The following is a 20,258-nucleotide window of genomic DNA, read 5'->3' on the forward strand; positions in this document are numbered from 1 at the left end:
GGGCGGCCCGCTGCGTCACTGGATCTGGTCGGCGCTGTAATAGCCCGACTCGACCAGCACCTTTTCCCAGTTCGACTTGTCGACCGGCACCGGCTCCAGCAGATAGGAGGGCACGACCTTGACGCCGTTGTCATAGGTCTCGGTGTCGTTGACCTCGGGCTCGTTGCCCTCCAGCATCGCCTCGACCATGCCGACGGTGACGCGGGCCAGTTCGCGCGTGTCCTTGAAGACCGTCGAATACTGTTCGTCGTTCAGGATCGACTTGACCGACTGCACCTCGGCGTCCTGACCGGTGACGATGGGCATCGCCATGTCGCCCGAGCCATAGCCGACGCCCTTGAGCGAGGACAGGATGCCGATCGACAGCCCGTCATAGGGCGACAGAACGCCATGCACCTGCGCGTCGGTGTAGTTGGCCGACAGCAGGTTATCCATCCGCGACTGCGCCACCGCGCCGTCCCAGCGCAGCGTGCCGACCTTGTCCATGCCGGTCTGGCCGGACACGACGGCGATCTCGCCCGCGTCGATCATCGGCTGCAGCACCGACATGGCGCCGTCGTAGAAGAAATAGGCGTTGTTGTCGTCGGGGCTGCCGCCGAACAGCTCGACATTCCACGGCTTCTGGTCCGGGAAACGTTCCTTGAGGCCGGCGACCAGCGAATTGGCCTGCTCGACGCCCACCTTGAAGTTGTCGAAGGTGGCGTAATAATCCACATCTGGCGTGTCGCGGATCAGGCGGTCATAGGCGATCACCTTGATGTCGGCGGCCTTGGCGTTGGCTAGGGCGTTCGACAGCGTGGTGCCGTCGATGGCCGCGATCACCAGGACGTCGACGCCCTTGGTGATCATGTTCTCGACCTGGGCCAGCTGGTTGGGGATGTCGTCCTCGGCATATTGCAGGTCGGTCTCGTAGCCCGCGTCCTGGAACTGCTTGACCATGTTGTTGCCGTCATCGATCCAGCGGGCCGACGATTTCGTGGGCATCGAGATGCCCACGGTTTCGGCCATGGCGCCGGTGGCCAGCCACGACACTCCGATCGCCAGCGCGACGGCGGCGGTTCTGATCTTCATGCATCCTCCCCCGTGGCGGATCCGGCCGCCACATTTTTTCCCATGCCCTCTCCTCGGGGCACGGCATGACCATAGCAATGTCGCGACATGATGGTAAAATGACATAATCTTTCAGCTGCATACCGGATGCGATATGACGCCACCTCCTTCACGCCTGATGCTGAAGCCCGCCCAGCTGCGGCTGATCTTCGAGATCGCCGAAAGCGGCCAGTTGCAGCAGGCGGCGCAGGCCTGCGGGATGACCCAGCCTGCCGCATCACGTATGCTGGCCGAGACCGAGCGGCAGCTGGGCGTGCCGCTGTTCCTGCGCCAGCCCAAGGGGATGGCCCCGACCGAGATCGGGCAGAACGTCCTGCGCCGCACGGCCGTCATCCTGCGCGAGATGCAGGGCATGGCGACCGATGTCCGCGCGCTGAGCACCGGATATGCCGGCTCGGTGCATGTGGGGGCGGTGACGGGGCCTGCGGTCGATTACCTGGTCGCCGCCATTCGCGAGGTCAAGGAGCAGGCCCCGGACGCCGACGTGACGGTCGACGTGATGCCCTCGCGCGAGCTGCTGAGCCACCTGGTCGCGGGGGACATGGACTTTGTCCTGGCCCGCATCCTGCCGGAATTCGACGCGCGCGAGTTCCTGATCCAGCCGATGCGGGACGAGAAGGTGACCTTCTGCGTCAGGGCCGGCCATCCGCTGGACCGCGGCCGCAGGGTCGAGCTGACCGACCTTCTGGGGCAGGAATGGGTGATGCAGCAAAGGGGCGCGCCCATCCGCGAGGCGACGCTGGACGCCTTTGCCGCCCAGGGCCTGTCCGAGCCGCGCAACGTGGTCAACAGCCCGTCGCTGCTGTTCACCATCTCGTACCTGTCGCAGAGCGATGCAGTGGCGCCCCTCTCGGCCGAGGTGGCGCAACTGCTGACGCGGCCGCCGGTCAGCGCGAACTTCACCTGCCTGGACATCGCGCGCCAGATCTGCGTGCCGCCCTATTACCTGCTCAGCCTGCGCCGCCGCCCGGCCTCGCCCCTGGCCGAGAAGCTGCGCGAAAAGGTCATCGCCAAGTCGCTGATGGCCTAGGTCGGCGGCGCCTTGCCGCAGGCGGAGGGGCGGGAACAATCGAATGCCCGGCCGGTTCAGTTCGCGAACAAGCTGTGAAAGGACCGACAGATGAACACGGGACAGTCCCCAAGCCGTCCATCGTCGCAAGTCGTGGTTGTCTCGGGCGCCTCCAGCGGGATCGGCCGCGCCACGGCCGAGGCCTTTGCCAAGACCGGCGCCAAGCTGGTGCTGGCCTCGCGCGATGCCGAGACATTGGAAGAGGTGGCGGAGGTCTGCCGCGGCTACGGGGCCGAGGTGATGACGCAGCGCGCCGATGTTACCGAATTCGCGCAGCTGCGCGACCTGGCGGTCAGCGCGCTGGCCTTTGGCGGGCGCATCGATACTTGGGTCAGCAATGCCGGCGTCGGCGCGGTGGGGGCCTTTCATGAGGTCCCGCCCGAAGTGCACGAGCGCATCATCAGGACCAACCTGGTCGGCCACATGAACGACGCGCTGGCGGTGCTGCCGGTCTTCCTGCAGCAGGAGCGGGGGGTCTTCGTCAATGTGATCTCGCTTGGCGGCTTTGCGGCGGCGCCCTATGCGGCCGCCTACAGCGCCAGCAAGTTCGGCCTGCGCGGCTTTGCCGAGGCGCTGCGGGGCGAGCTGACGCCCCATCCCGGCATCCACATCTGCGACATCTATCCCAGCTTCGTGGACACGCCCGGCATCTCGCACGGGGCGAACTATGTCGGCCGCCGCCTGAGCGCGCCGCCGCCCCTGCTGGACCCCCGCCATGTCGCCGCGCGCATCGTGCGCCTGTCGCGGCGCCCCCGCCCGACGACGATGGTGGGCGTTCCGACCGCCCTGGTGCGGCTGGCGCATGCCGTCTCGCCCCAGATGACCAGCCACGCGATGGGCGCCTTCCTGCGCGGCTACTTCCGTCGCGCCGAGCGTGTGACCCTTACCCGCGGCAACCTGTTCGCGCCGCCTCCCAATCCCGGTGGTGTGGACGGCGGCCTGCGGTCCGGGCCGCAGCGGGCGACGGCCCTTGTGGCGGGCGCGCTTGTGGCAGGCGGGGCGCTGGCCCTGCTGGCGGCCGGCAGCGGACGCAACCGGCGCGATTGACGCGCGGCGTTTCGGAAACCCGTCCTGCAGGCGCTCCTCCGCCAGCGGGACGTTGCCTGCGATTTTCGCTGGATCGGCGGCCCGGTTTCTGGTCAGAGAGGCGCCAGAGAGGCTGACCCCGCTGCGCGCGCAGCGTTCCAGAGCAGGACAGGCGATGAGCATCCATTTGTACCCCAACGACCTTCCCGACGACCTGGTGCTTGGCCCGGTCGTCGCCATCGACACCGAGACGATGGGTCTGGACCCGCGCCGCGACCGGCTGTGCCTGGTGCAGCTGTCGTCGGGCGACGGAGAGGCGCATCTGGTCCAGATCGACCGCGGCCAGACCGAGGCCCCGAACCTGACGCGCCTGCTGACCGATCCCAAGGTGCTGAAGCTGTTCCACTTCGCCCGGTTCGACGTGGCCGCCCTTGAGAACGCCTTTGGCGTTGTCACGGCGCCAGTCTGGTGCACCAAGATCGCCTCCAAGCTGGTGCGCACCTTCACCGACCGGCACGGCCTGAAATACCTGCTGAACGAACTGGTCGGCGTCGATGTCAGCAAGCAGCAGCAGACCAGCGATTGGGGCGCGGCCGACCTGACGGATGCCCAGCTGGAATATGCCGCCTCCGACGTGCTGCACCTGCACAAGCTGAAGGAGGCGCTGGAGGCGCGGCTCAAGCGCGAAAACCGCCTTGGGCTGGCGCAGGCCTGCTTTGATTTCCTGCCCGCCCGCGCCCATCTGGACCTGCTGGGCTGGGGCGACGAGAACGACATCTTCCGGCACTGAGCCGGGAAGATGATCGGAACATGGCGCAGGGCATGAACCTGCTGCCGATAACAAAAACAACAAGACGAAGATAAGGTAGGCGCATGGCGGACTACATCGAGACGGCGCGGCGTGTGATCGAAACCGAGATCGCGGGACTTGGCGCGCTGGCCGGGGGCCTCGGCGATGAATTTTCCCGCGCGGTCGAAATGATTTTGGCGGTCCGGGGGCGGGTGATCGTGTCGGGCATGGGCAAGTCGGGCCATGTCGGGCGCAAGATTGCGGCCACGCTGGCATCCACCGGCACGCCGGCGCAATTCGTCCACCCCGCCGAGGCCAGCCATGGCGACCTGGGCATGGTGACCGAATCCGACCTGGCGCTGGTCCTGTCCAACAGCGGCGAGACGCCCGAGCTGGCCGACCTGATCGCCCATACCCGGCGGTTCTCCATCCCGCTGATCGGGGTCGCGGCGCGGCCCGGCTCGACGCTGATCCGGCAGGCAGACCTGGGCCTGATCCTGCCCGCCGCGCAGGAGGCCTGCGGCAACGGCATCGTGCCCACGACTTCGACCACCATGACGCTGGCCCTGGGCGACGCGCTGGCCATTGCGCTGATGGAGCATCGCCAGTTCACGCCTGAACATTTCCGCACCTTTCATCCGGGCGGCAAGCTGGGGGCGCTGCTGGCCAAGGTCGGCGACCTGATGCACAAGGACATGCCGCTGGTGGCCCTTGATGCGCCTATGACCGAGGCGCTGCTGGTGATCAGCCGCAAGGGCTATGGCGTCACGGGCGTCACCGACGGCGACGGTGGGCTGGTGGGGATCATCACCGACGGCGACCTCCGACGGCACATGCAAGGGCTGCTGGATCTGGATGCGGCCGCCGTCATGACGCCCGCGCCGCGCACCATCGCGCCGGGCGCGCTGGCCGAGGCGGCACTGGCGCAGATGCAGGACAGCAAGATCACCTGCCTGTTCGCGGTCGACGAGGGTCGCCCCTGCGGCATCCTGCACATCCACGACTGCCTGCGCGCGGGGCTGGTCTGAGGCCATGAACCGCACGCGCGTCGTCCGCTGGCTTCGGGTGCTGATGCCGCTGGCGGCGTTGGCGATGCTGTCGACGATGTTCCTGTTCTCGCGCCAGTCCGACACCGAATCGCGCATCCCCTATGCCGAGGTCGATGCCGAGGCCGCCGCGCGCGAGGGTCGGATCGTGGGGCCGGAATATTCCGCCGTCACCCGCGATGGCGCGCAGCTGGCGCTGAGGGCCGCACAGGCGTCGCCGGACGGGGCGGGGGGCGCGGCGCGGGACCTGCAGCTGGACTGGCGGCGGCCCGACGGGCTGACGGCGGGCCTGACCGCGCCGGCGGGCGGGCTGGCCGATGGCCGCATCAGGCTGGAGGGCGGGGTGGTGATGACCACCTCCTCGGGCTGGGAGGTCGAGGCCGAGCGGATCGAGGCCGAGACCGCCGCCGCCGTCATCACGGCGGATCGCGGCGTCCGGGCCGAGGCTCCCTTTGGGCAGATCGAGGCCGGGCGCATGCGCCTGGCACCCGACCCCGACGTTCCGGGCGACGATTCCCCCGCGATCTTGAATTTCTCGGACGGCGTGCGTCTGATATACCGGCCCTGAGCCCCGATCAAAGGACCCCAAGATGCTTCGCCCCCTGCTGATCGCCCTTGCCCTTGCGGCGCCCGCCACCCTTCCCGCGATGGCGCAGACGACCTTCGGGGGCATGCGGGCGGATGTCTCGGCCCCGGTCGAGGTGGCGGCCGACAACCTGACGGTGAACCAGTCCGACGGCAGCGCCCTTTTCGCGGGCAACGTGGTCATTGGTCAGGGCGAGATGCGCCTTTCCGCGGACGAGGTTTCGGTCCAGTATGCGACGGGCGACCAGCAGCGGATCAGCTCGCTGACCGCCACCGGCAACGTGACGCTGGTGTCTGGCCCGGACGCGGCCGAGGCGCAGCAGGCGGTCTATGACGTCGAGGCGGGCACGGTGCTGCTGACCGGCGACGTGCTGCTGAGCCAGGGCCAGAACGTCCTGTCGGGCGACCGGATGACGGTGGACCTGGCCACCGGCGCGGCCCAGGTCCAGGGGCGCGTGCGGTCGGTCCTGCAGCCCGGCGGCAACTGATGCGCCGCAGCCGGGCAACCCAAGGTGACGGGCTGGACGTGCGCGGCCTGCGCAAGTCCTATCGCAACCGCCCCGTGATCCGCGACGTCTCGGTCGATCTGCGGCGCGGCGAGGTCGTGGCGCTGCTGGGGCCGAACGGCTCGGGCAAGACGACCTGCTTCTACTGCATCGCGGGGCTGGTGACGCCCGATGCGGGGCAGGTGCTGATCGACGGCCGGGATGCCACCCGCCTGCCGATGTTCCGCCGCGCGCGCATGGGCATCGGCTATCTGCCGCAGGAGATGTCGATCTTTCGCGGCCTGACGGTGGAACAGAACATCATGGCCGTGCTGGAGGTGACGCTGGACGATCCCCGCCACAGGCGCGACCGGCTGGAGGAGCTGCTGGGGGATTTCTCGATCACCCATCTGCGCGGCGCCCCCGCCCTGGCCCTGTCCGGGGGCGAACGCCGGCGGGCCGAGATCGCCCGCTGCCTGGCCTCGGACCCCAGCTTCCTGCTGCTGGACGAGCCCTTCGCGGGCGTCGATCCCATCGCCGTCGGAGAGATCCGCACCCTGGTCCATGCGCTGAAGTCGCGCGGCATCGGCGTGCTGATCACCGACCACAACGTGCGCGAGACGCTGGGCATCGTCGACCGCGCCTATATCCTCCATGACGGGCATGTGCTGATGTCGGGCACGACCGAGCAGATCGTCGCCGACCCCAAGGTGCGCGAGGTGTACCTGGGCGACAGCTTTCGGATGGCCTGAGGGCCGCGGCCGATCGTCCCGGCGAATTCCCGACAAACCGGCCGTGCCCCCGTTGACAGATCCGCCCGGCTGTCACCAAATTGAAAGACGCGGGTGCGGCACTTCCGTGCCCCGCCACCCCCGTTTCCGCCGTCGCCGGCGCCTGAACGGGCCGGCGCAGCTGAAACGGGCAACCGAAGAGGAAAGACGATGCGCTACACCATCAGCGGAAAACACATCGATGTCGGGGATGCGCTCAGCACGCATGTCCAGTCCGAACTGGGAGAGACGATCGAAAAGTATTCGCAGCGCCCGACCGACGCGACGGTCACCTTTTCGAAGGACGCCCACCAGTTCACGTGTGATGCGGTGGTGCATCTGTCGACGGGCCTGACCGTGCAGGCCCGCGGCGCCGCGACCGAGGTCTATGCCGCCTTCGAGGCCTGCCGCGAAAAGATGGACAAGCAGCTGCGCCGCTACAAGCGCCGCCTGAAGGACCACCACAGCGGCAACCCGCAGCCCGTTGTCTTTGGCGAGGCCGGCAGCTATGTGCTGGCCGCCGATGAGGATGAATGGGAATCGGACGGCAGTGGCCTCCAGCCCATCATCATCGCCGAAATGGAAAGCCGTGTGCCCACCCTGTCGGTCGGTGATGCGGTGATGCAGATGGAACTGTCGGGAACGCCGCTGCTGGTGTTCCGCAACGAGAAACATGGCGGCGTCAACGTCGTCCATCGCCGTGATGACGGCAATGTGGGCTGGATCGATCCGCGCGGAAACGGCTGACGCCCTTCGCGCATGACGCCTGGCTTTCGGTGCCGCCCCCGACGATCCTGTCCGGGGGCGGACAGCTTGGGAAAGACTCGACGGAAATGCAACTGAGTGAAATCCTCAAGCCCGGGGCCGTGCGTTCCCTGGGGCAGGTCACTTCGAAAAAACGGCTGTTTCAGGAACTGGCCGAACTGGCACATGCGGAATACGGGCTGAACGCCTCCGAGGTGCTGGACGCGCTGCAGGAACGCGAAAGCCTGGGCCCGACGGGTGTGGGGCAGGGCGTGGCGCTGCCGCATGCGCGGCTGCATGGGCTGGACCAGGTCGCGGGCCTGTTCCTGCGCCTGGACAAGCCCCTGGATTTCGACGCGGTCGACCGCCAGCCGGTGGACCTGGTCTTCGCACTGCTGGCGCCCGAAACCAGCGGGGTCGACCACCTCAAGGCCCTGGCGCTGGTGTCGCGCACGCTGCGCGAGCAAGACCTGCGGGCCAAGCTGCGGGCCAATGACGATCCGGTGGCGCTGCATGCGGTCCTGTCGGCCGCGCAGGGGATCAAGGCGGCCTGATCCCCCAAAGGTTTTGAAAAAGACCGAATCGGCCCTATACTCTGCGTTCTGAACCAGAGGAGGGCCATCATGAGCAGACATCTCACCGACCAACCCCGGACCCGTGGCGCCGCCCGCCTGCGCGCCTTTCTGCGGCAGGAGCGGGCCGAGGGGCTGCACGAGGCCATCCGCAGCCTGCATTCCCGGCCCCAGACCAGGTCCGAGGACAGCCGCAAGGCCGCCGAATATGCCCGCATCGCGCGCGGCAAGCTGGCCTGAGGCATGAAAAAGGGCCGCCCTGCGGGGCGGCCCTTCGCATGTCCGGAAAGGACGCTCAGGCGCGGACCAGCGCCTCGTAGCTTTCGGCCACGTCGCGGGTGATCTGGCCCACCTGGAAATGCCAGTCGCCGATCTGGCCCACCGGAGTCACCTCGGCCGCGGTGCCGGTCAGCCAGCATTCCTGAAAGCCCTCCAGCTCCTCGGGGCGGATGCGGCGTTCATGGACCGTCAGCCCCTTGTCCTTCAGCATCTGGATGATGGTCTGGCGCGTGATGCCGTTCAGGAAGCGGTCGGCCAGGGGCGTGTGGATCTCTCCGTCCTTGACGAAGAAGATGTTGGCGCCGGTCGCCTCGGCCACGTAGCCCTCCCAGTCCATGAACAGCGCGTCAGAGCATCCCTTGGCCTCGGCGGCGTGCTTGGACATGGTGCAGATCATGTAGAGGCCGGCGGCCTTCGCGGCGGTCGGGATGGTTTCCGGGCTGGGGCGCTTCCACTTGGCAACGTCCAGCTTGGCGCCCTGCCATTTCGCATCGCCGTAATAGCTGCCCCATTCCCAGGCGCAGACGGCCATGCGGACCGGGTTGCGCGCGGCCGAGACGCCCATGTCCGGGCCCGACCCGCGCCATGCCACGACGCGCACATAGGCATTCTCGAAGCCGTTGGCCTTCAGCGTGGCCTCCTTGGCGGCGTCGATCTCCTCGGCGGAATAGGGGATCGGCATGTCCAGCAGGCGGCCCGATTCGATCAGGCGCAGCGAATGCTCGTGGCTTTTGAAGATCTTGCCGTTGTAGCAGCGCTCGCCCTCGAACACCGAGCTGGCATAGTGCAGCGCATGCGTCAGGATGTGGACCTTGGCGTCGCGCCAGTCCACAAGCTCCCCGTCCATCCAGATCTTGCCGTCGCGATCGTCGTAAGCCGCCGTCATGTCTTTCTCCATCCGCCGCCCGTTTTTGCGATTCTTGCGTCTGTCAGGGCAGATTTGGCACATTTGTTACGCAAGATGCTTGACGGCTAGCAATCGAGGGTTAGAAAGTCAACATCGCTGCCATATCCGGCGGCAGGGAAAGTCGAGGACCGGGATGCAGGACAAGGCGCGGATTCAGGCGATGGTGGGCGAGGATCTGCTGTTCCTGACCGATGACCAGCTGCGCCGGGGGATCGAGGCGATGTTCTTTGCCTATCGGGCCTTCACCGCCGATCCCGACATGATCCTGGGGGACATGGACTATGGCCGCGCCCATCATCGCGCGCTGCATTTCATCAACCGCGACCCGGGGCTGACGGTGACCTCGCTGCTGGCCGTCCTGGGGGTGACCAAGCAGTCCCTGAACCGCGTGCTGCGCACCCTGATCGACGACGGGCTGGTGGACAGCCGCATCGGCCGGCGCGACCGGCGCGAACGGCAGCTGTACCTGACGCAGAGCGGCACCCAGTTGGAGCGCCGCCTGTCCGAGGCGCAGCGGGCGCGGATGCGCGCGGCCTATCGCAGCGTGGGGCCGCAGGCGGTGTCGGGGTTCCGGCAGGTGCTGGAAGCGATGATGGACCCCGAGACGCGGGCGCAGTATCAGGCGCTGAAGGATCTTCCCGACGACCGCTGAGGCGCCCGACATGACCCAACCCGATGCCCATCTGCTGATCGTCGACGATGATGAACGCATCCGCGCGCTGCTGGGCAAGTTCCTGCGCAAGAACGGCTACATGGTCAGCATGGCGCGCGATGCCGCGCAGGCGCGGCGGCTGCTGGCGGGGCTGGAATTTGACCTGATCGTTCTGGACGTGATGATGCCGGGCGAGGACGGGATGGCGCTGACCCGCGACCTGCGGCGGCGCATCGACACGCCGATCCTGCTGCTGACCGCCAAGGGCGAGACCGAGGACCGCATCACGGGGCTGGAAAGCGGCGCGGATGATTACCTGGCCAAGCCCTTCGAGCCGCGCGAGCTGCTGCTGCGGATCGGGGCGATCCTGCGCCGCGTGCCGGTGGTCGAGGTCGCGCAGCCGAAATACCTGACACTGGGCGCGCTGCGCTATGACACGGACAAGAGCGAATTGTGGAGCGGCGACGCCCCCCTGCGCCTGACCGGAACCGAGGCGGCACTGCTGCGGCGTCTGGCCGCAAGCCGGGGCCAGCCCGTCAGCCGCGCCGACCTGATCGACGACCTGGGCCGCGGCGGCACCGGTGACGAGGGCGAGAACAGCGAACGCGCCATCGACGTCCAGATTACCCGCCTGCGCCGCAAGATCGAGCCCGACCCGCGCGAGCCGCGCTTTCTGCAGACGGTCCGAGGCACCGGCTACATGCTGGTGGTGGACTAGGGCCCCGGCAGGGCCTAGCCTGCGCCGGTGATGGACCACATGACATATCAGGGATTCGAGCTGGACGCCGAGACGGCGCTGGCGCTGCTGGACTGGCAGCTGGAGATGGGCGTCGATGTCCCGATGCTGGACGCGCCCGTGGACCGCTTCGACCTGCCGGCCCGTGTCGCGCCCGACCTGCCGCCCGCCCAGGTCCGGGCCGCGGCACCGGCTCTGCCCGGTCTGGACGACGACCTGTCCGCGCGGCTGGCCCAGGCCGAGGCCTTGGCGGCGGGCGCCGCAAGCCTGGAGGCGCTGGCCGCCGCGCAGGAATCCTTCGACGGGATCGAGCTGAAGAAGGGCGCGCGCAACTTCTGCTTCGCCGACGGCAATTCCAAGGCCCGCGTCCTGGTCCTGGGCGAGGCCCCGGGCGACGAGGAGGACCGGCAGGGCCGCCCCTTCGTGGGCCGCGCCGGGCAGCTGCTGGACCGCATGTTCGCGGCCATCGGCCTGGCCCGCGATGCGGTCGATGCCGAACGCGCGCTCTACATCGTGAACGTGCTGACCTGGCGCCCGCCCGGCAACCGCGACCCCAGCCCCGATGAAATCGCCGTCAGCCTGCCCTTCCTGCGGCGCCACGTCGAACTTGCCGCACCCGAGGTGATCGTGCTGATGGGCAACATTCCTTGCCAGGCGGCGCTGGAAAAACGCGGCATCCTGCGCCTGCGGGGCCACTGGGTCGAGGCCTTCGGGCGGCCGGCCCTGCCCATGGCCCATCCCGCCTACCTGCTGCGAAACCAAGGCGCCAAGCGCGAGGCCTGGGGCGACCTTCTGTCCCTTGCGGCGCGGCTGGAATCGCTTTCCGTTTAGGTTCCGTTTCCGCATCATGCGGTAACGTCCGCCACATGGACATGACCGCATGCGCTTTCTGACCCGCAGCCTGATGGGGCTGTTCCTGACCTTCCTGACGATCGCGCTGCTGTTTCTGGCGGTTTTCCAGCTGTGGCAGGCGGTCGAGGCCCGCCGCAGCGGCGAAGCCCCGTCGCGCGGCCCGTCCGAACAGGTCTATGCCGCCCGCATCATCACCCTGACGCCGCAGCCGATCCAGCCGCAGATGCAGGTCTTTGGCCAGGTCCAGTCGCGGCGGCAGCTGCAGCTGCGGGCCGGGTCGGCAGGGCGGATCGTGATGCTGGACCCGGCGCTGCAGGAAGGCGGCACGGTCCGGGCGGGGCAGCTGCTGGTGCGGATCGACCCCTCGGCGGCGCAGGCCGCGCTGGAAAGCCGCCAGGCCGAGCGTGACGACGCGCAGGCCACGCTGGAGGATGCGCGCCGGACCGTCACCATCGCCGCCGAGGATCTGGCCGCGGCCGAGCGTCAGGCCACCCTGCGCGAGGGCGCCGTCACCCGCCAGCTGGAACTGTCCGGGCGTGGCTTGGGCACCAGCGCCGACCGCGAGACGGCCGAACTGGCCGCCTCGACGGCCGAACAGGCGGTGATCAGCCGTCGTGCCGCCCTGGCCAATGCCGAAAGCGCCGTGACCGCCTCCCGCAATGCCCTGCGCCGGGCCGAGATCACCCTGTCGGAGGCGCGCCGCGCCTTGGCCGATACCGAATTGCGGGCCGGTTTCGACGGGCGGGTGACCGCCGTGACGGCGGTCGAAGGCGGGCTGGTCGGCATGAACGAACAGCTGGCGCTGATCATCGACCCCAATGCGCTGGAGGTGCAGATCCCGCTGTCGCTGGACCAGTTCTCGCGGCTGGTGGGCGATGGCGGCAGCCTGCAGGATCATGCGGTGACGGTGGCGCTGGACAGCGGTGGGGGGCGATTGACCGCCGAAGGCCGGCTGGAACGTTCGGCCGCATCCGTGGCCGAAGGGGGCGCCGGGCGCGTCGTCTATGCACGCCTGACCCAGGGCGGAGAGGCGCTGCGACCGGGCGATTTCGTGACCGTGACCATTGCGGAACCCGTGATCCCCGATGCTGCGCGGATCCCCGCCGCGGCCGTGGGGGCCGACAGCGCCCTGCTGGTCCTGGCCGAGGACGACCGGCTGACCTCGGTCCCGGTGACCGTCCTGCGGCGCCAGGGCGACGACGTGATCGTGTCGGTGCCCGCCGCACTGGAGGGGGCGCGGATCGTGGCGGAACGGGCGCCCCAGCTGGGGATCGGCATCCAGGTCCGGGATGCGGCCGAGGACGAGGCCGACCGTTCGGACGTCCGGCCGGAACAGCAGGTGCGCCGCGAGAGCGGTGAAAGCCGTGGCTGAGGGCCGGGGCCTGCTGTCGCTGTTCGTCCGCCATGCGACGCTGGCCAACCTGGTGCTGGCGGTGATGGTGGTGGCTGGGCTTTATTCGGCGCCCCGCCTGCGCGCGCAGTTCTTTCCCGACACGGTCGTGCAGCAGATCGACGTGACCGTGCGGTGGGATGGGGCAGGGGCCGATGACGTGGACCGTTCCGTCGTGGGCGTCCTGGAACCGGCCCTGATGGCGGTCGAGGGCGTGGCGCTGACCTCCAGCCAGGCCAGCAAGGGCAGCGCCCGGGTGCGGCTGGAATTCGAACCGGGCTGGGACATGGCCCGCGCCACGGCCGAGGTCGAAAGCGCCGTCGCGGCCGCCGGCGACCTGCCCGAGGGAACCGAGGACCCGCAGGTCACCCGCCGCGCCTGGCGCGATTCCGTGGCCGATGTGGTCATCACCGGCCCTGTCGGGCTGGATCAGCTGGGCCGGATCGCGGACGACCTGACCAACCGGCTTTATGCACGCGGCGTCACGCGGCTGACCGTCACCGGCCTCTCGGCCCCCGAAACGCAGGTCGAATTGCGCATGGCCGATCTGGTGCGCCACGACCTGACGATGGAGCAGGTGGCGGCCGTCATCGGGGCCGCGGCCGCGCCGACGCCGGCGGGGGATGTCGCCTCGGGGACGGCGCGGGTGCGCACCGGGGCCGAAACCCGCGACCCGGCCGCCGTGGCGGCGCTGGTCCTGAAGGCCCTGCCCGACGGCAGCCAGCTGACCGTGGGCCAGGTGGCGCGGGTCAGCGACAGCGGCATCGGCCGCGACATCGCCTATTTCGTGCGCGGCAACCCGGCGGTGACGGTGGCGGTCCAGCGCAACGCCTCGGGCGACGCGATCGGGATGCAGCAGGAGGTCGAGGCCGCCGTGGCGCAGATGGCGCCGACCTTGCCCCAGGGCGTCACGATGGAGTTGATCCGGGCGCGGGCCGAGCTGATCTCGGCCCGGCTGTCGCTGCTGCTGGACAACGCGCTTTTGGGTCTGGGGCTGGTGCTGGGGCTGCTGTTCCTGTTCCTGAACGCCCGCACCGCGATCTGGGTGGCGGCGGGCATTCCGGCCGCGCTGCTGGCGGCGGTCGCGCTGATGTACGCGACCGGCATGACGATCAACATGATCTCGCTTTTTGCGCTGATCCTGACGCTGGGGATCATCGTCGACGACGCGATCGTGGTGGGCGAACATGCGGACTACCGCGCCCGCAAGCTGGGCGAGGCCCCCGTGGTGGCGGCGGAACGGGCCGCCCTGCGCATGTCGGCCCCTGTTATCTCCTCCACGCTGACCACGATCATCGCCTTTGCGGGCCTGATGCTGATCGGCGGCCGCTTCGGCAGCATGGTCGCCGACATTCCGCTGACGGTGATCCTGGTGCTGGTCGCCTCGCTGGTGGAATGTTTCCTGATCCTGCCGAACCACATGGCCCATGCCCTGGCCCACAGCGCCAAGGAGCGCTGGTATGACCGCCCCTCGATCCTGGTGAACCGGGCCTTGGACCGGTTCGTGGCGCGCATCATACGCCCGCTGACGCGGCTGGTGCTGGTGGCGCGCTATCCGGTGCTGGCACTGGTTCTGGTGGGCCTGTCTTGGTCGGCGGCGACGTTGATGAGCGGAAAGGTGCCCTGGCGTTTCTTCGATTCGCCCGAACAGGGCAGCGTCTCGGGCAATTTCATGATGCTGCCGGGCGCCACGCGCGAGGATACGCTGCGCGTGATGGGCTTGGTTCAGCAGGCGGTTGAAGGCGTCGCGGCGGAATATGCGGCGGAATTCGGCATCAATCCCATCACCCATATGATGACCCAGGTGGGCGGCAATTCCGGGCGCCCGCTGCCCGGTGCCGACACCAAGGATGCCGACCTGCTGGGCGCGGTCCAGATCGAGCTGATCGACCCGGATTTCCGCCCCTATTCCAGCTTTGAATTCGTCTCTGCCCTGCAGGAGGCCATGCCCTCGGACCCGCGGCTGGAAACGATCAGCTTTCGCGGCTTCCGGTCGGGGCCGGGGGGCGACGCGATCTCGGTCCGGATGACGGGGGCGGATGCGGCGCGGCTGAAGGCGGCGGCCGAGGCGCTGAAGCGGCGGCTGGCGCAGTTCCCCGAGGTGTCCGCGCTGGAAGACAGCATGGATTACGACAAGGAAGAGCTGGCCCTGCAACTGACGCCGCGGGGCGAGGCGCTTGGCTTCACCACCCAGGGGCTGGCCCGCGAATTGCGCCAGCGCCTGGGCGGGATCGAGGCCGCGACATTTCCCGTCGGCACCCGCACCGGCGCCATCACGATCGAGCTGCCCGAGGAGCAGCGCCGCGGCGACTTTCTGGACCGCATGATGATGCGCACCGGATCGGGGGCCTGGGTGCCGCTGGCGGACATCGTCACCGTCACCACCGAGGCCGGCTTTTCGGTCGTGCGGCGCGAGAACGGCGAGCGGATGATCTTGGTCACCGGCGACATCTCGGGCGACGATCCCGCCCGCGCGGCCGAGATCACCCAGAACCTGCAGGACCGGCTGATGCCCGACATCGCGGCCCGGTTCGGCATCACCTATGACGTCACCGGCTTGGCCGAGCAGGAGCGAGAGTTCCTGGGCGATGCGCTGACCGGCTTTGGCCTGGCCCTGCTGGGCATCTACATGGTGCTGGCCTGGATCTTTGCCAGCTGGACGCGGCCCGTCGTGGTGATGTCGGTGATCCCCTTCGGCCTGATCGGCGCGGTCTGGGGCCATGCCAGCTGGCAGCTGCCGATGAGCATGTACTCGATCGTGGGGCTGATCGGCATGGCCGGGATCATCATCAACGATTCCATCGTCCTGATCTCGACCGTGGACGACTATGGCCGGACGCGGGGCCTGCGCCCGGCGATCATGGATGCCGTGGCCGACCGGTTCCGGCCCGTGCTGCTGACGACGGCCACGACCGTGCTGGGCCTGGCGCCCCTGCTTTACGAACGGTCGTCGCAGGCGCTGTTCCTCAAGCCCACGGTGGTGACGCTGGCCTATGGCCTGGCCTTCGGGATGGTGCTGGTGCTGCTGGTCGTGCCGGCGGTTCTGGCGGTGGGCGCGGATGTCGCGCGGGCGCGGCAAGGGTTCCGGCGCAGCCTGCGGTCGGGGCCGCTGCGCGCCGGCATGTGGTGGGCCAGCGGGTTGGCCTTGGTGGCGCTGGCTGCGACGCTGGTGCCGGTGACGCTGGTCCCCGCGCTGGATCTGGGACTGCCCGGCTGGTGGCCGGTCGCGCCCTCGGTCGCCGCGGGCCTGGGCGCCTATGCGCTGCTGCTGGTGGCGATCATGCTGGGGACGGGGCTGGCCCTGGCCCGCCAGCGCCCTAGCCGATAGGGGTGCAGCCCAGCATCTCGACCGCCTGCGTCGCCGGCCCTTGCCCCGACACCACCGTCAGGCGCAGCCCCTCGGGGTCCATCTCGAAGGGCTTGCCCGACGGCGCCACCATCTCGACCACCGCCTGCGGGCCCGACTGCCCCTCGACCAGATCGGCGCCCGAGATCCAGACATCGGGCCGGTCGGGCAGTTCGACCGCCGCCAGCGTGACATCATCCCCCGTCAGCCCCACCTCGACCCGCAGCCCGTCGTCGATCTGCAGCACCCGGCAGGGCGGCTGCATGTCCAGGCGCCTGGGTTCGGCCTGACGCGCGGCCAGGATCTGCGCATCCTGCACGGTGCCGGCTTCGGGGGCGGAGAGGTCCAGCCGGACCGGCACGCAGATGTTCTCGCAAAGGCCCAGTTCCACCTGCGCCGCCACCTGCAGCGGCTGGCCGGGATCGGCGGGACGCGCGGTGAAGGGCAGCAGCAGGCTGTCGTGATAACCCATCTCCAGCCGCTCGCCCGACCGGATCGCCTGCGGCGCCGGCCAGTGGAAGGTCACCTCGGCCAGGTTCCGCGACCCCTGCCATTCGAACTGCGGGGGCAGGCCGGTGTCGCCGGGGCTGCGCCAATAGGTCTTCCAGCCCGGCTCCAGCTGCAGTTCCAGTGCCAGAACCCGGTTTCCCGCCGCGTCGGTCCAGCCGGGACGCAGTCGCGCGGACACCAGACCGGGCGGCATGTCATCCGAGACCGCGGCATCGGGCATGGCGGGAATGTCCTGCGCCGCGGCGGCAAGGGCGGACAGGCAAAGTGACAGGGCCAGGACGGGCAGAGGATGTGATACCATGGGACCAGCCATAGCCTCCGCGTGCCCCGACTGCGAAATCACAACTGCGCGCAAACCTTGCAACAGCCTCCGATATCCCCATCTATTCAGGAAAGGAGACCCGATGAGCACACCTCTTGATACGCATCCGGGCCCGCGCGACCCGGCCCCCCAGAACCTGACCGGCAAGATCCTGATCGCCATGCCGGGGATGAGCGATCCGCGCTTCGAACGTTCGGTCGTGCTGGTTTGCGCGCATTCGGACGAGGGCGCGATGGGGCTGCTTCTGAACCGCCCGCTGCCCGAGATCGACTTTGGCGACCTGCTGGAGCAGCTGGGGATCGAGGCGCATGACGGCGCCCGCCCGATCGAGGTGCGCTTTGGCGGCCCGGTCGAGCCCGGGCGCGGCTTTGTGCTGCACAAGGTGGCCGAACATGGCCAGGACCCCGAGGGGCGGATGCGCATCGGCCAGGCGCTGGCGATGACCACCACGCGCGACATCCTGGAGGATTTGGCCCAGGGGAACGGCCCCGAACCTGCGATCCTGGCCTTGGGCTATGCGGGATGGGGTCCCGGCCAGTTGGAAACCGAGATGCTGGCCAATGGCTGGCTGACCGGGGACAGCGCCGAGGACCTGATCTTCGACCATTCGCACAACGACAAATGGAGCCGGGCACTGCGCGCCCAGGGAATCGATCCGTCGCTGCTGTCGGCGGCCGCCGGCCGCGCCTGATCAGCGCGGCGTCGGAAAGAACCTGTCGGACGGGGTGAAGATCTCGCAGCCGTCGGCGGTCACGCCGATCGAATGTTCGAACTGCGCCGACAGCGACTTGTCGCGGGTGACGGCGGTCCAGTCGTCGGCCAGGACCTTGGTCTCGGGGCGGCCCAGATTGATCATCGGCTCGATGGTGAAGAACATGCCCTCCTCCAGAACCGGGCCCTTCCCGGACCGGCCGAAATGCAGCACGTTCGGCGGCGAATGGAACACCCGCCCGATCCCGTGGCCGCAGAAGTCGCGCACAACCGACATCCGCCGCTCCTCGGCATAGGTCTGGATCGCGGCGCCGATGTCGCCGAAGGTCGCGCCGGGGCGCACCGCCTCGATCCCCTTCATCAGCGCGTCATGGGTCACCTGCAGCAGGCGCTGCGCCTTCAGGGGCGCGCGGCCCGCGACATACATCCGGCTGGTGTCCCCGAACCAGCCGTCCAGGATCACCGTCACGTCGATGTTCAGGATGTCGCCATCCTTCAGCAGCTTATCGCCCGGGATGCCGTGGCAGACCACGTGGTTCACGCTGATGCAGCTGGCATGCTGATAGCCGCGATAGCCGATCGTGGCCGAGGTCGCGCCCAGCTCCTCGACCCGGTTGCGGATGAAATCGTCCAAGGCGCCGGTGGTCACGCCCGGCTCGACCAGGGGGCCGACCTCGTCCAGGATCTGCGCGGCCATCGCACCGGCTTTCCGCATTCCCACGAAATCCTCGGGCATGTGGATGCGGATGCCTTCCTTGGTGATACGGCTCTCGTCCATCGCTGATCCTTTCTTCATGGGCCCTAGATAGATGCGCAGGCCCACTTGTTCCAGCCCTTCGCGCGGGCATAGAAGGATGGAACCGCATCCAGCCCAAGGGACAGTGCCCATGCAGTCCGACAATCCCACCGCAGCGATCCTGGTCATCGGAGACGAGATCCTGTCGGGCCGCACCCGCGAGGGGAACGCCCATCACCTGGCCCAGGTGCTGACCGCTACCGGCTTCGACCTGCGCGAGATCCGCGTCGTGGCCGACGACCACGACCGGATCGTCGCGGCGATCCGCGCGCTGGATGGCACCCTGGGGGGCGACTACGACCTGCTGTTCACCTCCGGCGGGATCGGGCCGACGCATGACGACATCACCGCCGATGCCGTCGCCGCCGCGCATGGCACCACGGTCGAGGTGAACCCCGAGGCCCGCGCCCTTCTGGCCGACCGCTGCGACCGCATGGGGATCGAGCTGAACGAGAACCGGTTGCGCATGGCCCGCATCCCGGTCGGCGCCACCCTGATCGACAATGGCGTTTCGGCGGCGCCGGGCTTTTCCATCGGCGCGACCCATGTGATGGCCGGCGTGCCCGAGGTGTTCCGCGCCATGGTGGCCTGGCTGGTCCCGCGCCTGCCCGGCGGGCGCCCGGTCCAGTCCCTGTCGGTCGAGGTGCGGCGCGGCGAGAGCGAGGTGGCCGAGGATCTGAAGGCCCTGGCCGCCGAATATGCCGACCTGTCGCTTGGCTCCTATCCCTTCCGGGACGAGACGGGCTGGGGCACGAACCTTGTCGTGCGCGGTCTGGATGCCCGGCGGGTGGATCAGGCCATGGCGGAACTGCGGGCGCGGATCGGCCTGTGACCGGCCGGCCCGACGCCGCGCTGGAGGACGCCTTCGAGGCAACCTGGCCCGCCGCGGAAAGCGTTCGCTGCGGTGGCTTCCTGGTCGGCCGCGGCCTTGGGGCAGGGGGGCGGGCCAGTTCCGCCCATGTCTGCGGCCCTTGGGCGTCCGGTGACCTGGACGCCGCCCAGGCACAGCACGCGCTGTGGGACCAGCCGCCGCTGTTCCGGGCCTGGGACGACGATGACCACCTGATCGCGGCGCTGACGGACCGCGGCTACCGGCCGCACATCCCGACGCTGGTCATGGCGGCACCCGTCGCCGCGCTTGCGGACCGGCCGCTGCCCCCGGTCACCGCCTTTGCCGTCTGGCCGCCCCTGGCGATCCAGCGGCAGATCTGGGCGGCCGGGAACATCAACCCGGCGCGGCAGGCCGTCATGGAGCGGGTGCCGCAGCCCAAGGCCGCCCTGCTGGGCCGCATCCGCGACCGCGCGGCGGGTGCCGGTTTTGTTGCCGTGCACGGGCCGGTCGCCATGATCCACGCGGTCGAGGTCCTGCCCGCCTTCCGCCGCCAGGGCCTTGCGGGATGGATGATGCGGCAGGCGGCTTTCTGGGCGCAGGATCTGGGCGCGACCCGCATCGGCCTGGCCGTCAGCCGCGCGAACAGCACGGCGCAGGCCGCCTATGCCAGCCTCGGCTTTACGGTCGTAGGCAGCTACGCCTATTACGGCCCCGTCTGACCCGTCGCA

The 20,258-nt window shown here is 69.0% G+C and carries 22 protein-coding genes; 18 read left to right on the top strand and 4 right to left on the bottom strand.

The annotated features are described in order from the left end of the window. Positions 1-15: 15 nt before the first annotated feature. Complete coding sequence (gene chvE / locus ACNR9W_RS01830) at positions 16-1,071, bottom strand: multiple monosaccharide ABC transporter substrate-binding protein (protein ID WP_111298175.1); 1,056 nt, start codon at positions 1,069-1,071, stop codon at positions 16-18. Between the two features lie 133 nt (positions 1,072-1,204). Between chvE and ACNR9W_RS01835 the strand changes: the two genes are divergently transcribed. The 10 genes from ACNR9W_RS01835 (at position 1,205) to ACNR9W_RS01880 (ending at position 8,437) form a co-directional block, all read left to right on the top strand. Next, positions 1,205-2,140 (top strand): LysR family transcriptional regulator, encoded by a 936-nt coding sequence (locus ACNR9W_RS01835; RefSeq protein ID WP_419269401.1) that lies wholly within the window; start codon positions 1,205-1,207, stop codon positions 2,138-2,140. A 90-nt stretch (positions 2,141-2,230) separates the two neighbouring features. Next, a complete protein-coding gene (locus ACNR9W_RS01840) occupies positions 2,231-3,226 on the top strand; it encodes an SDR family oxidoreductase (RefSeq protein WP_419269399.1) in 996 nt (331 codons plus the stop codon). A gap of 154 nt (positions 3,227-3,380) precedes the next feature. Beyond that, positions 3,381-3,995, top strand: a complete 615-nt coding sequence (locus ACNR9W_RS01845) for a ribonuclease D (RefSeq protein ID WP_419269397.1) — start codon at positions 3,381-3,383, stop codon at positions 3,993-3,995. An 83-nt stretch (positions 3,996-4,078) separates the two neighbouring features. Beyond that, a complete protein-coding gene (locus ACNR9W_RS01850) occupies positions 4,079-5,023 on the top strand; it encodes a KpsF/GutQ family sugar-phosphate isomerase (RefSeq protein ID WP_419269395.1) in 945 nt (314 codons plus the stop codon). A gap of 4 nt (positions 5,024-5,027) precedes the next feature. Beyond that, the gene (locus ACNR9W_RS01855) at positions 5,028-5,609 is read left to right on the top strand and encodes a hypothetical protein (protein ID WP_419269393.1); all 582 of its coding nucleotides are present in this window, start codon (positions 5,028-5,030) and stop codon (positions 5,607-5,609) included. Between the two features lie 22 nt (positions 5,610-5,631). Then, complete coding sequence (lptA, locus tag ACNR9W_RS01860; protein ID WP_419269391.1) at positions 5,632-6,114, top strand: lipopolysaccharide transport periplasmic protein LptA; 483 nt, start codon at positions 5,632-5,634, stop codon at positions 6,112-6,114. Continuing rightward, a complete protein-coding gene (gene lptB, locus ACNR9W_RS01865) occupies positions 6,114-6,863 on the top strand; it encodes an LPS export ABC transporter ATP-binding protein (RefSeq protein WP_419269389.1) in 750 nt (249 codons plus the stop codon). Before lptA ends, lptB begins: the two co-directional genes overlap by 1 nt. A 189-nt stretch (positions 6,864-7,052) precedes the next feature. Continuing rightward, on the top strand, positions 7,053-7,628 hold the full coding sequence (gene hpf / locus ACNR9W_RS01870; protein WP_419269387.1) for a ribosome hibernation-promoting factor, HPF/YfiA family: 576 nt from the start codon (positions 7,053-7,055) through the stop codon (positions 7,626-7,628). 86 nt (positions 7,629-7,714) lie between these two features. Beyond that, positions 7,715-8,179: a PTS sugar transporter subunit IIA gene (locus ACNR9W_RS01875; RefSeq protein ID WP_419269385.1), complete on the top strand. Its 465-nt coding sequence runs from the start codon at positions 7,715-7,717 to the stop codon at positions 8,177-8,179. Positions 8,180-8,248: 69 nt separating this feature from the next. Then, a complete protein-coding gene (locus ACNR9W_RS01880; RefSeq protein WP_419269383.1) occupies positions 8,249-8,437 on the top strand; it encodes a hypothetical protein in 189 nt (62 codons plus the stop codon). Positions 8,438-8,492: 55 nt separating this feature from the next. Here the strand turns inward: ACNR9W_RS01880 and ACNR9W_RS01885 are convergent, their stop codons facing one another. Beyond that, positions 8,493-9,362: a branched-chain amino acid aminotransferase gene (locus ACNR9W_RS01885; protein ID WP_419269381.1), complete on the bottom strand. Its 870-nt coding sequence runs from the start codon at positions 9,360-9,362 to the stop codon at positions 8,493-8,495. Positions 9,363-9,516: 154 nt separating this feature from the next. On the opposite strand from ACNR9W_RS01885, the gene ACNR9W_RS01890 reads away from it, so the two are divergent. The 5 genes from ACNR9W_RS01890 to ACNR9W_RS01910 are packed head-to-tail and all read left to right on the top strand — an operon-like array spanning position 9,517 to position 16,341. Further along, a complete protein-coding gene (locus ACNR9W_RS01890; protein ID WP_204354477.1) occupies positions 9,517-10,035 on the top strand; it encodes a MarR family winged helix-turn-helix transcriptional regulator in 519 nt (172 codons plus the stop codon). A gap of 10 nt (positions 10,036-10,045) precedes the next feature. Further along, entirely contained in the window at positions 10,046-10,753 is a 708-nt protein-coding gene (locus tag ACNR9W_RS01895; RefSeq protein ID WP_419269379.1) for a response regulator, read from the top strand. A gap of 39 nt (positions 10,754-10,792) precedes the next feature. Continuing rightward, positions 10,793-11,602, top strand: a complete 810-nt coding sequence (locus tag ACNR9W_RS01900; protein WP_419269377.1) for a uracil-DNA glycosylase — start codon at positions 10,793-10,795, stop codon at positions 11,600-11,602. A 49-nt stretch (positions 11,603-11,651) separates the two neighbouring features. Further along, positions 11,652-12,995, top strand: a complete 1,344-nt coding sequence (locus ACNR9W_RS01905) for an efflux RND transporter periplasmic adaptor subunit (protein WP_419269375.1) — start codon at positions 11,652-11,654, stop codon at positions 12,993-12,995. Beyond that, the gene (locus ACNR9W_RS01910) at positions 12,988-16,341 is read left to right on the top strand and encodes an efflux RND transporter permease subunit (RefSeq protein WP_419269373.1); all 3,354 of its coding nucleotides are present in this window, start codon (positions 12,988-12,990) and stop codon (positions 16,339-16,341) included. The genes ACNR9W_RS01905 and ACNR9W_RS01910 overlap by 8 nt, the downstream gene beginning before the upstream one ends. Here the strand turns inward: ACNR9W_RS01910 and ACNR9W_RS01915 are convergent. Further along, the gene (locus ACNR9W_RS01915) at positions 16,331-17,170 is read right to left on the bottom strand and encodes a protein-disulfide reductase DsbD domain-containing protein (protein ID WP_419269371.1); all 840 of its coding nucleotides are present in this window, start codon (positions 17,168-17,170) and stop codon (positions 16,331-16,333) included. The two genes, ACNR9W_RS01910 and ACNR9W_RS01915, sit on opposite strands and share 11 nt — an antisense overlap. Before the next feature lie 103 nt (positions 17,171-17,273). Here ACNR9W_RS01915 and ACNR9W_RS01920 point away from each other — a divergent pair, with 103 nt between their 5' ends. After that, a complete protein-coding gene (locus tag ACNR9W_RS01920) occupies positions 17,274-17,882 on the top strand; it encodes a YqgE/AlgH family protein (protein ID WP_419269369.1) in 609 nt (202 codons plus the stop codon). On the opposite strand, the gene map is transcribed toward ACNR9W_RS01920, so the two are convergent. Then, complete coding sequence (map, locus tag ACNR9W_RS01925) at positions 17,883-18,680, bottom strand: type I methionyl aminopeptidase (RefSeq protein ID WP_419269367.1); 798 nt, start codon at positions 18,678-18,680, stop codon at positions 17,883-17,885. It abuts the gene before it with no gap. Positions 18,681-18,789: 109 nt separating this feature from the next. Here map and ACNR9W_RS01930 point away from each other — a divergent pair, with 109 nt between their 5' ends. Then, positions 18,790-19,530, top strand: coding sequence for a competence/damage-inducible protein A (locus tag ACNR9W_RS01930; RefSeq protein ID WP_419269365.1), 741 nt, complete (start codon positions 18,790-18,792; stop codon positions 19,528-19,530). Beyond that, entirely contained in the window at positions 19,527-20,249 is a 723-nt protein-coding gene (locus ACNR9W_RS01935; protein ID WP_419269363.1) for a GNAT family N-acetyltransferase, read from the top strand. Before ACNR9W_RS01930 ends, ACNR9W_RS01935 begins: the two co-directional genes overlap by 4 nt. Positions 20,250-20,258: the final 9 nt, after the last annotated feature.

The organism is Paracoccus sp. T5, assembly GCF_048538155.2.
Taxonomy (GTDB): Bacteria; Pseudomonadota; Alphaproteobacteria; order Rhodobacterales; family Rhodobacteraceae; genus Paracoccus.

Coding starts and splice junctions, on each gene's coding strand:
- ACNR9W_RS01915 (WP_419269371.1), bottom strand. CDS start 17,170: ATGGTATCACATCCTCTGCCCGTCCTGGCCCTGTCACTTTGCCTGTCC.
- ACNR9W_RS01835 (WP_419269401.1), top strand. CDS start 1,205: ATGACGCCACCTCCTTCACGCCTGATGCTGAAGCCCGCCCAGCTGCGG.
- ACNR9W_RS01930 (WP_419269365.1), top strand. CDS start 18,790: ATGCAGTCCGACAATCCCACCGCAGCGATCCTGGTCATCGGAGACGAG.
- ACNR9W_RS01890 (WP_204354477.1), top strand. CDS start 9,517: ATGCAGGACAAGGCGCGGATTCAGGCGATGGTGGGCGAGGATCTGCTG.
- lptB (WP_419269389.1), top strand. CDS start 6,114: ATGCGCCGCAGCCGGGCAACCCAAGGTGACGGGCTGGACGTGCGCGGC.
- ACNR9W_RS01895 (WP_419269379.1), top strand. CDS start 10,046: ATGACCCAACCCGATGCCCATCTGCTGATCGTCGACGATGATGAACGC.
- ACNR9W_RS01845 (WP_419269397.1), top strand. CDS start 3,381: ATGAGCATCCATTTGTACCCCAACGACCTTCCCGACGACCTGGTGCTT.
- ACNR9W_RS01880 (WP_419269383.1), top strand. CDS start 8,249: ATGAGCAGACATCTCACCGACCAACCCCGGACCCGTGGCGCCGCCCGC.
- ACNR9W_RS01905 (WP_419269375.1), top strand. CDS start 11,652: ATGCGCTTTCTGACCCGCAGCCTGATGGGGCTGTTCCTGACCTTCCTG.
- ACNR9W_RS01850 (WP_419269395.1), top strand. CDS start 4,079: ATGGCGGACTACATCGAGACGGCGCGGCGTGTGATCGAAACCGAGATC.
- chvE (WP_111298175.1), bottom strand. CDS start 1,071: ATGAAGATCAGAACCGCCGCCGTCGCGCTGGCGATCGGAGTGTCGTGG.
- ACNR9W_RS01840 (WP_419269399.1), top strand. CDS start 2,231: ATGAACACGGGACAGTCCCCAAGCCGTCCATCGTCGCAAGTCGTGGTT.
- ACNR9W_RS01920 (WP_419269369.1), top strand. CDS start 17,274: ATGAGCACACCTCTTGATACGCATCCGGGCCCGCGCGACCCGGCCCCC.
- ACNR9W_RS01855 (WP_419269393.1), top strand. CDS start 5,028: ATGAACCGCACGCGCGTCGTCCGCTGGCTTCGGGTGCTGATGCCGCTG.
- ACNR9W_RS01875 (WP_419269385.1), top strand. CDS start 7,715: ATGCAACTGAGTGAAATCCTCAAGCCCGGGGCCGTGCGTTCCCTGGGG.
- ACNR9W_RS01900 (WP_419269377.1), top strand. CDS start 10,793: ATGACATATCAGGGATTCGAGCTGGACGCCGAGACGGCGCTGGCGCTG.
- lptA (WP_419269391.1), top strand. CDS start 5,632: ATGCTTCGCCCCCTGCTGATCGCCCTTGCCCTTGCGGCGCCCGCCACC.
- hpf (WP_419269387.1), top strand. CDS start 7,053: ATGCGCTACACCATCAGCGGAAAACACATCGATGTCGGGGATGCGCTC.
- map (WP_419269367.1), bottom strand. CDS start 18,680: ATGGACGAGAGCCGTATCACCAAGGAAGGCATCCGCATCCACATGCCC.
- ACNR9W_RS01885 (WP_419269381.1), bottom strand. CDS start 9,362: ATGACGGCGGCTTACGACGATCGCGACGGCAAGATCTGGATGGACGGG.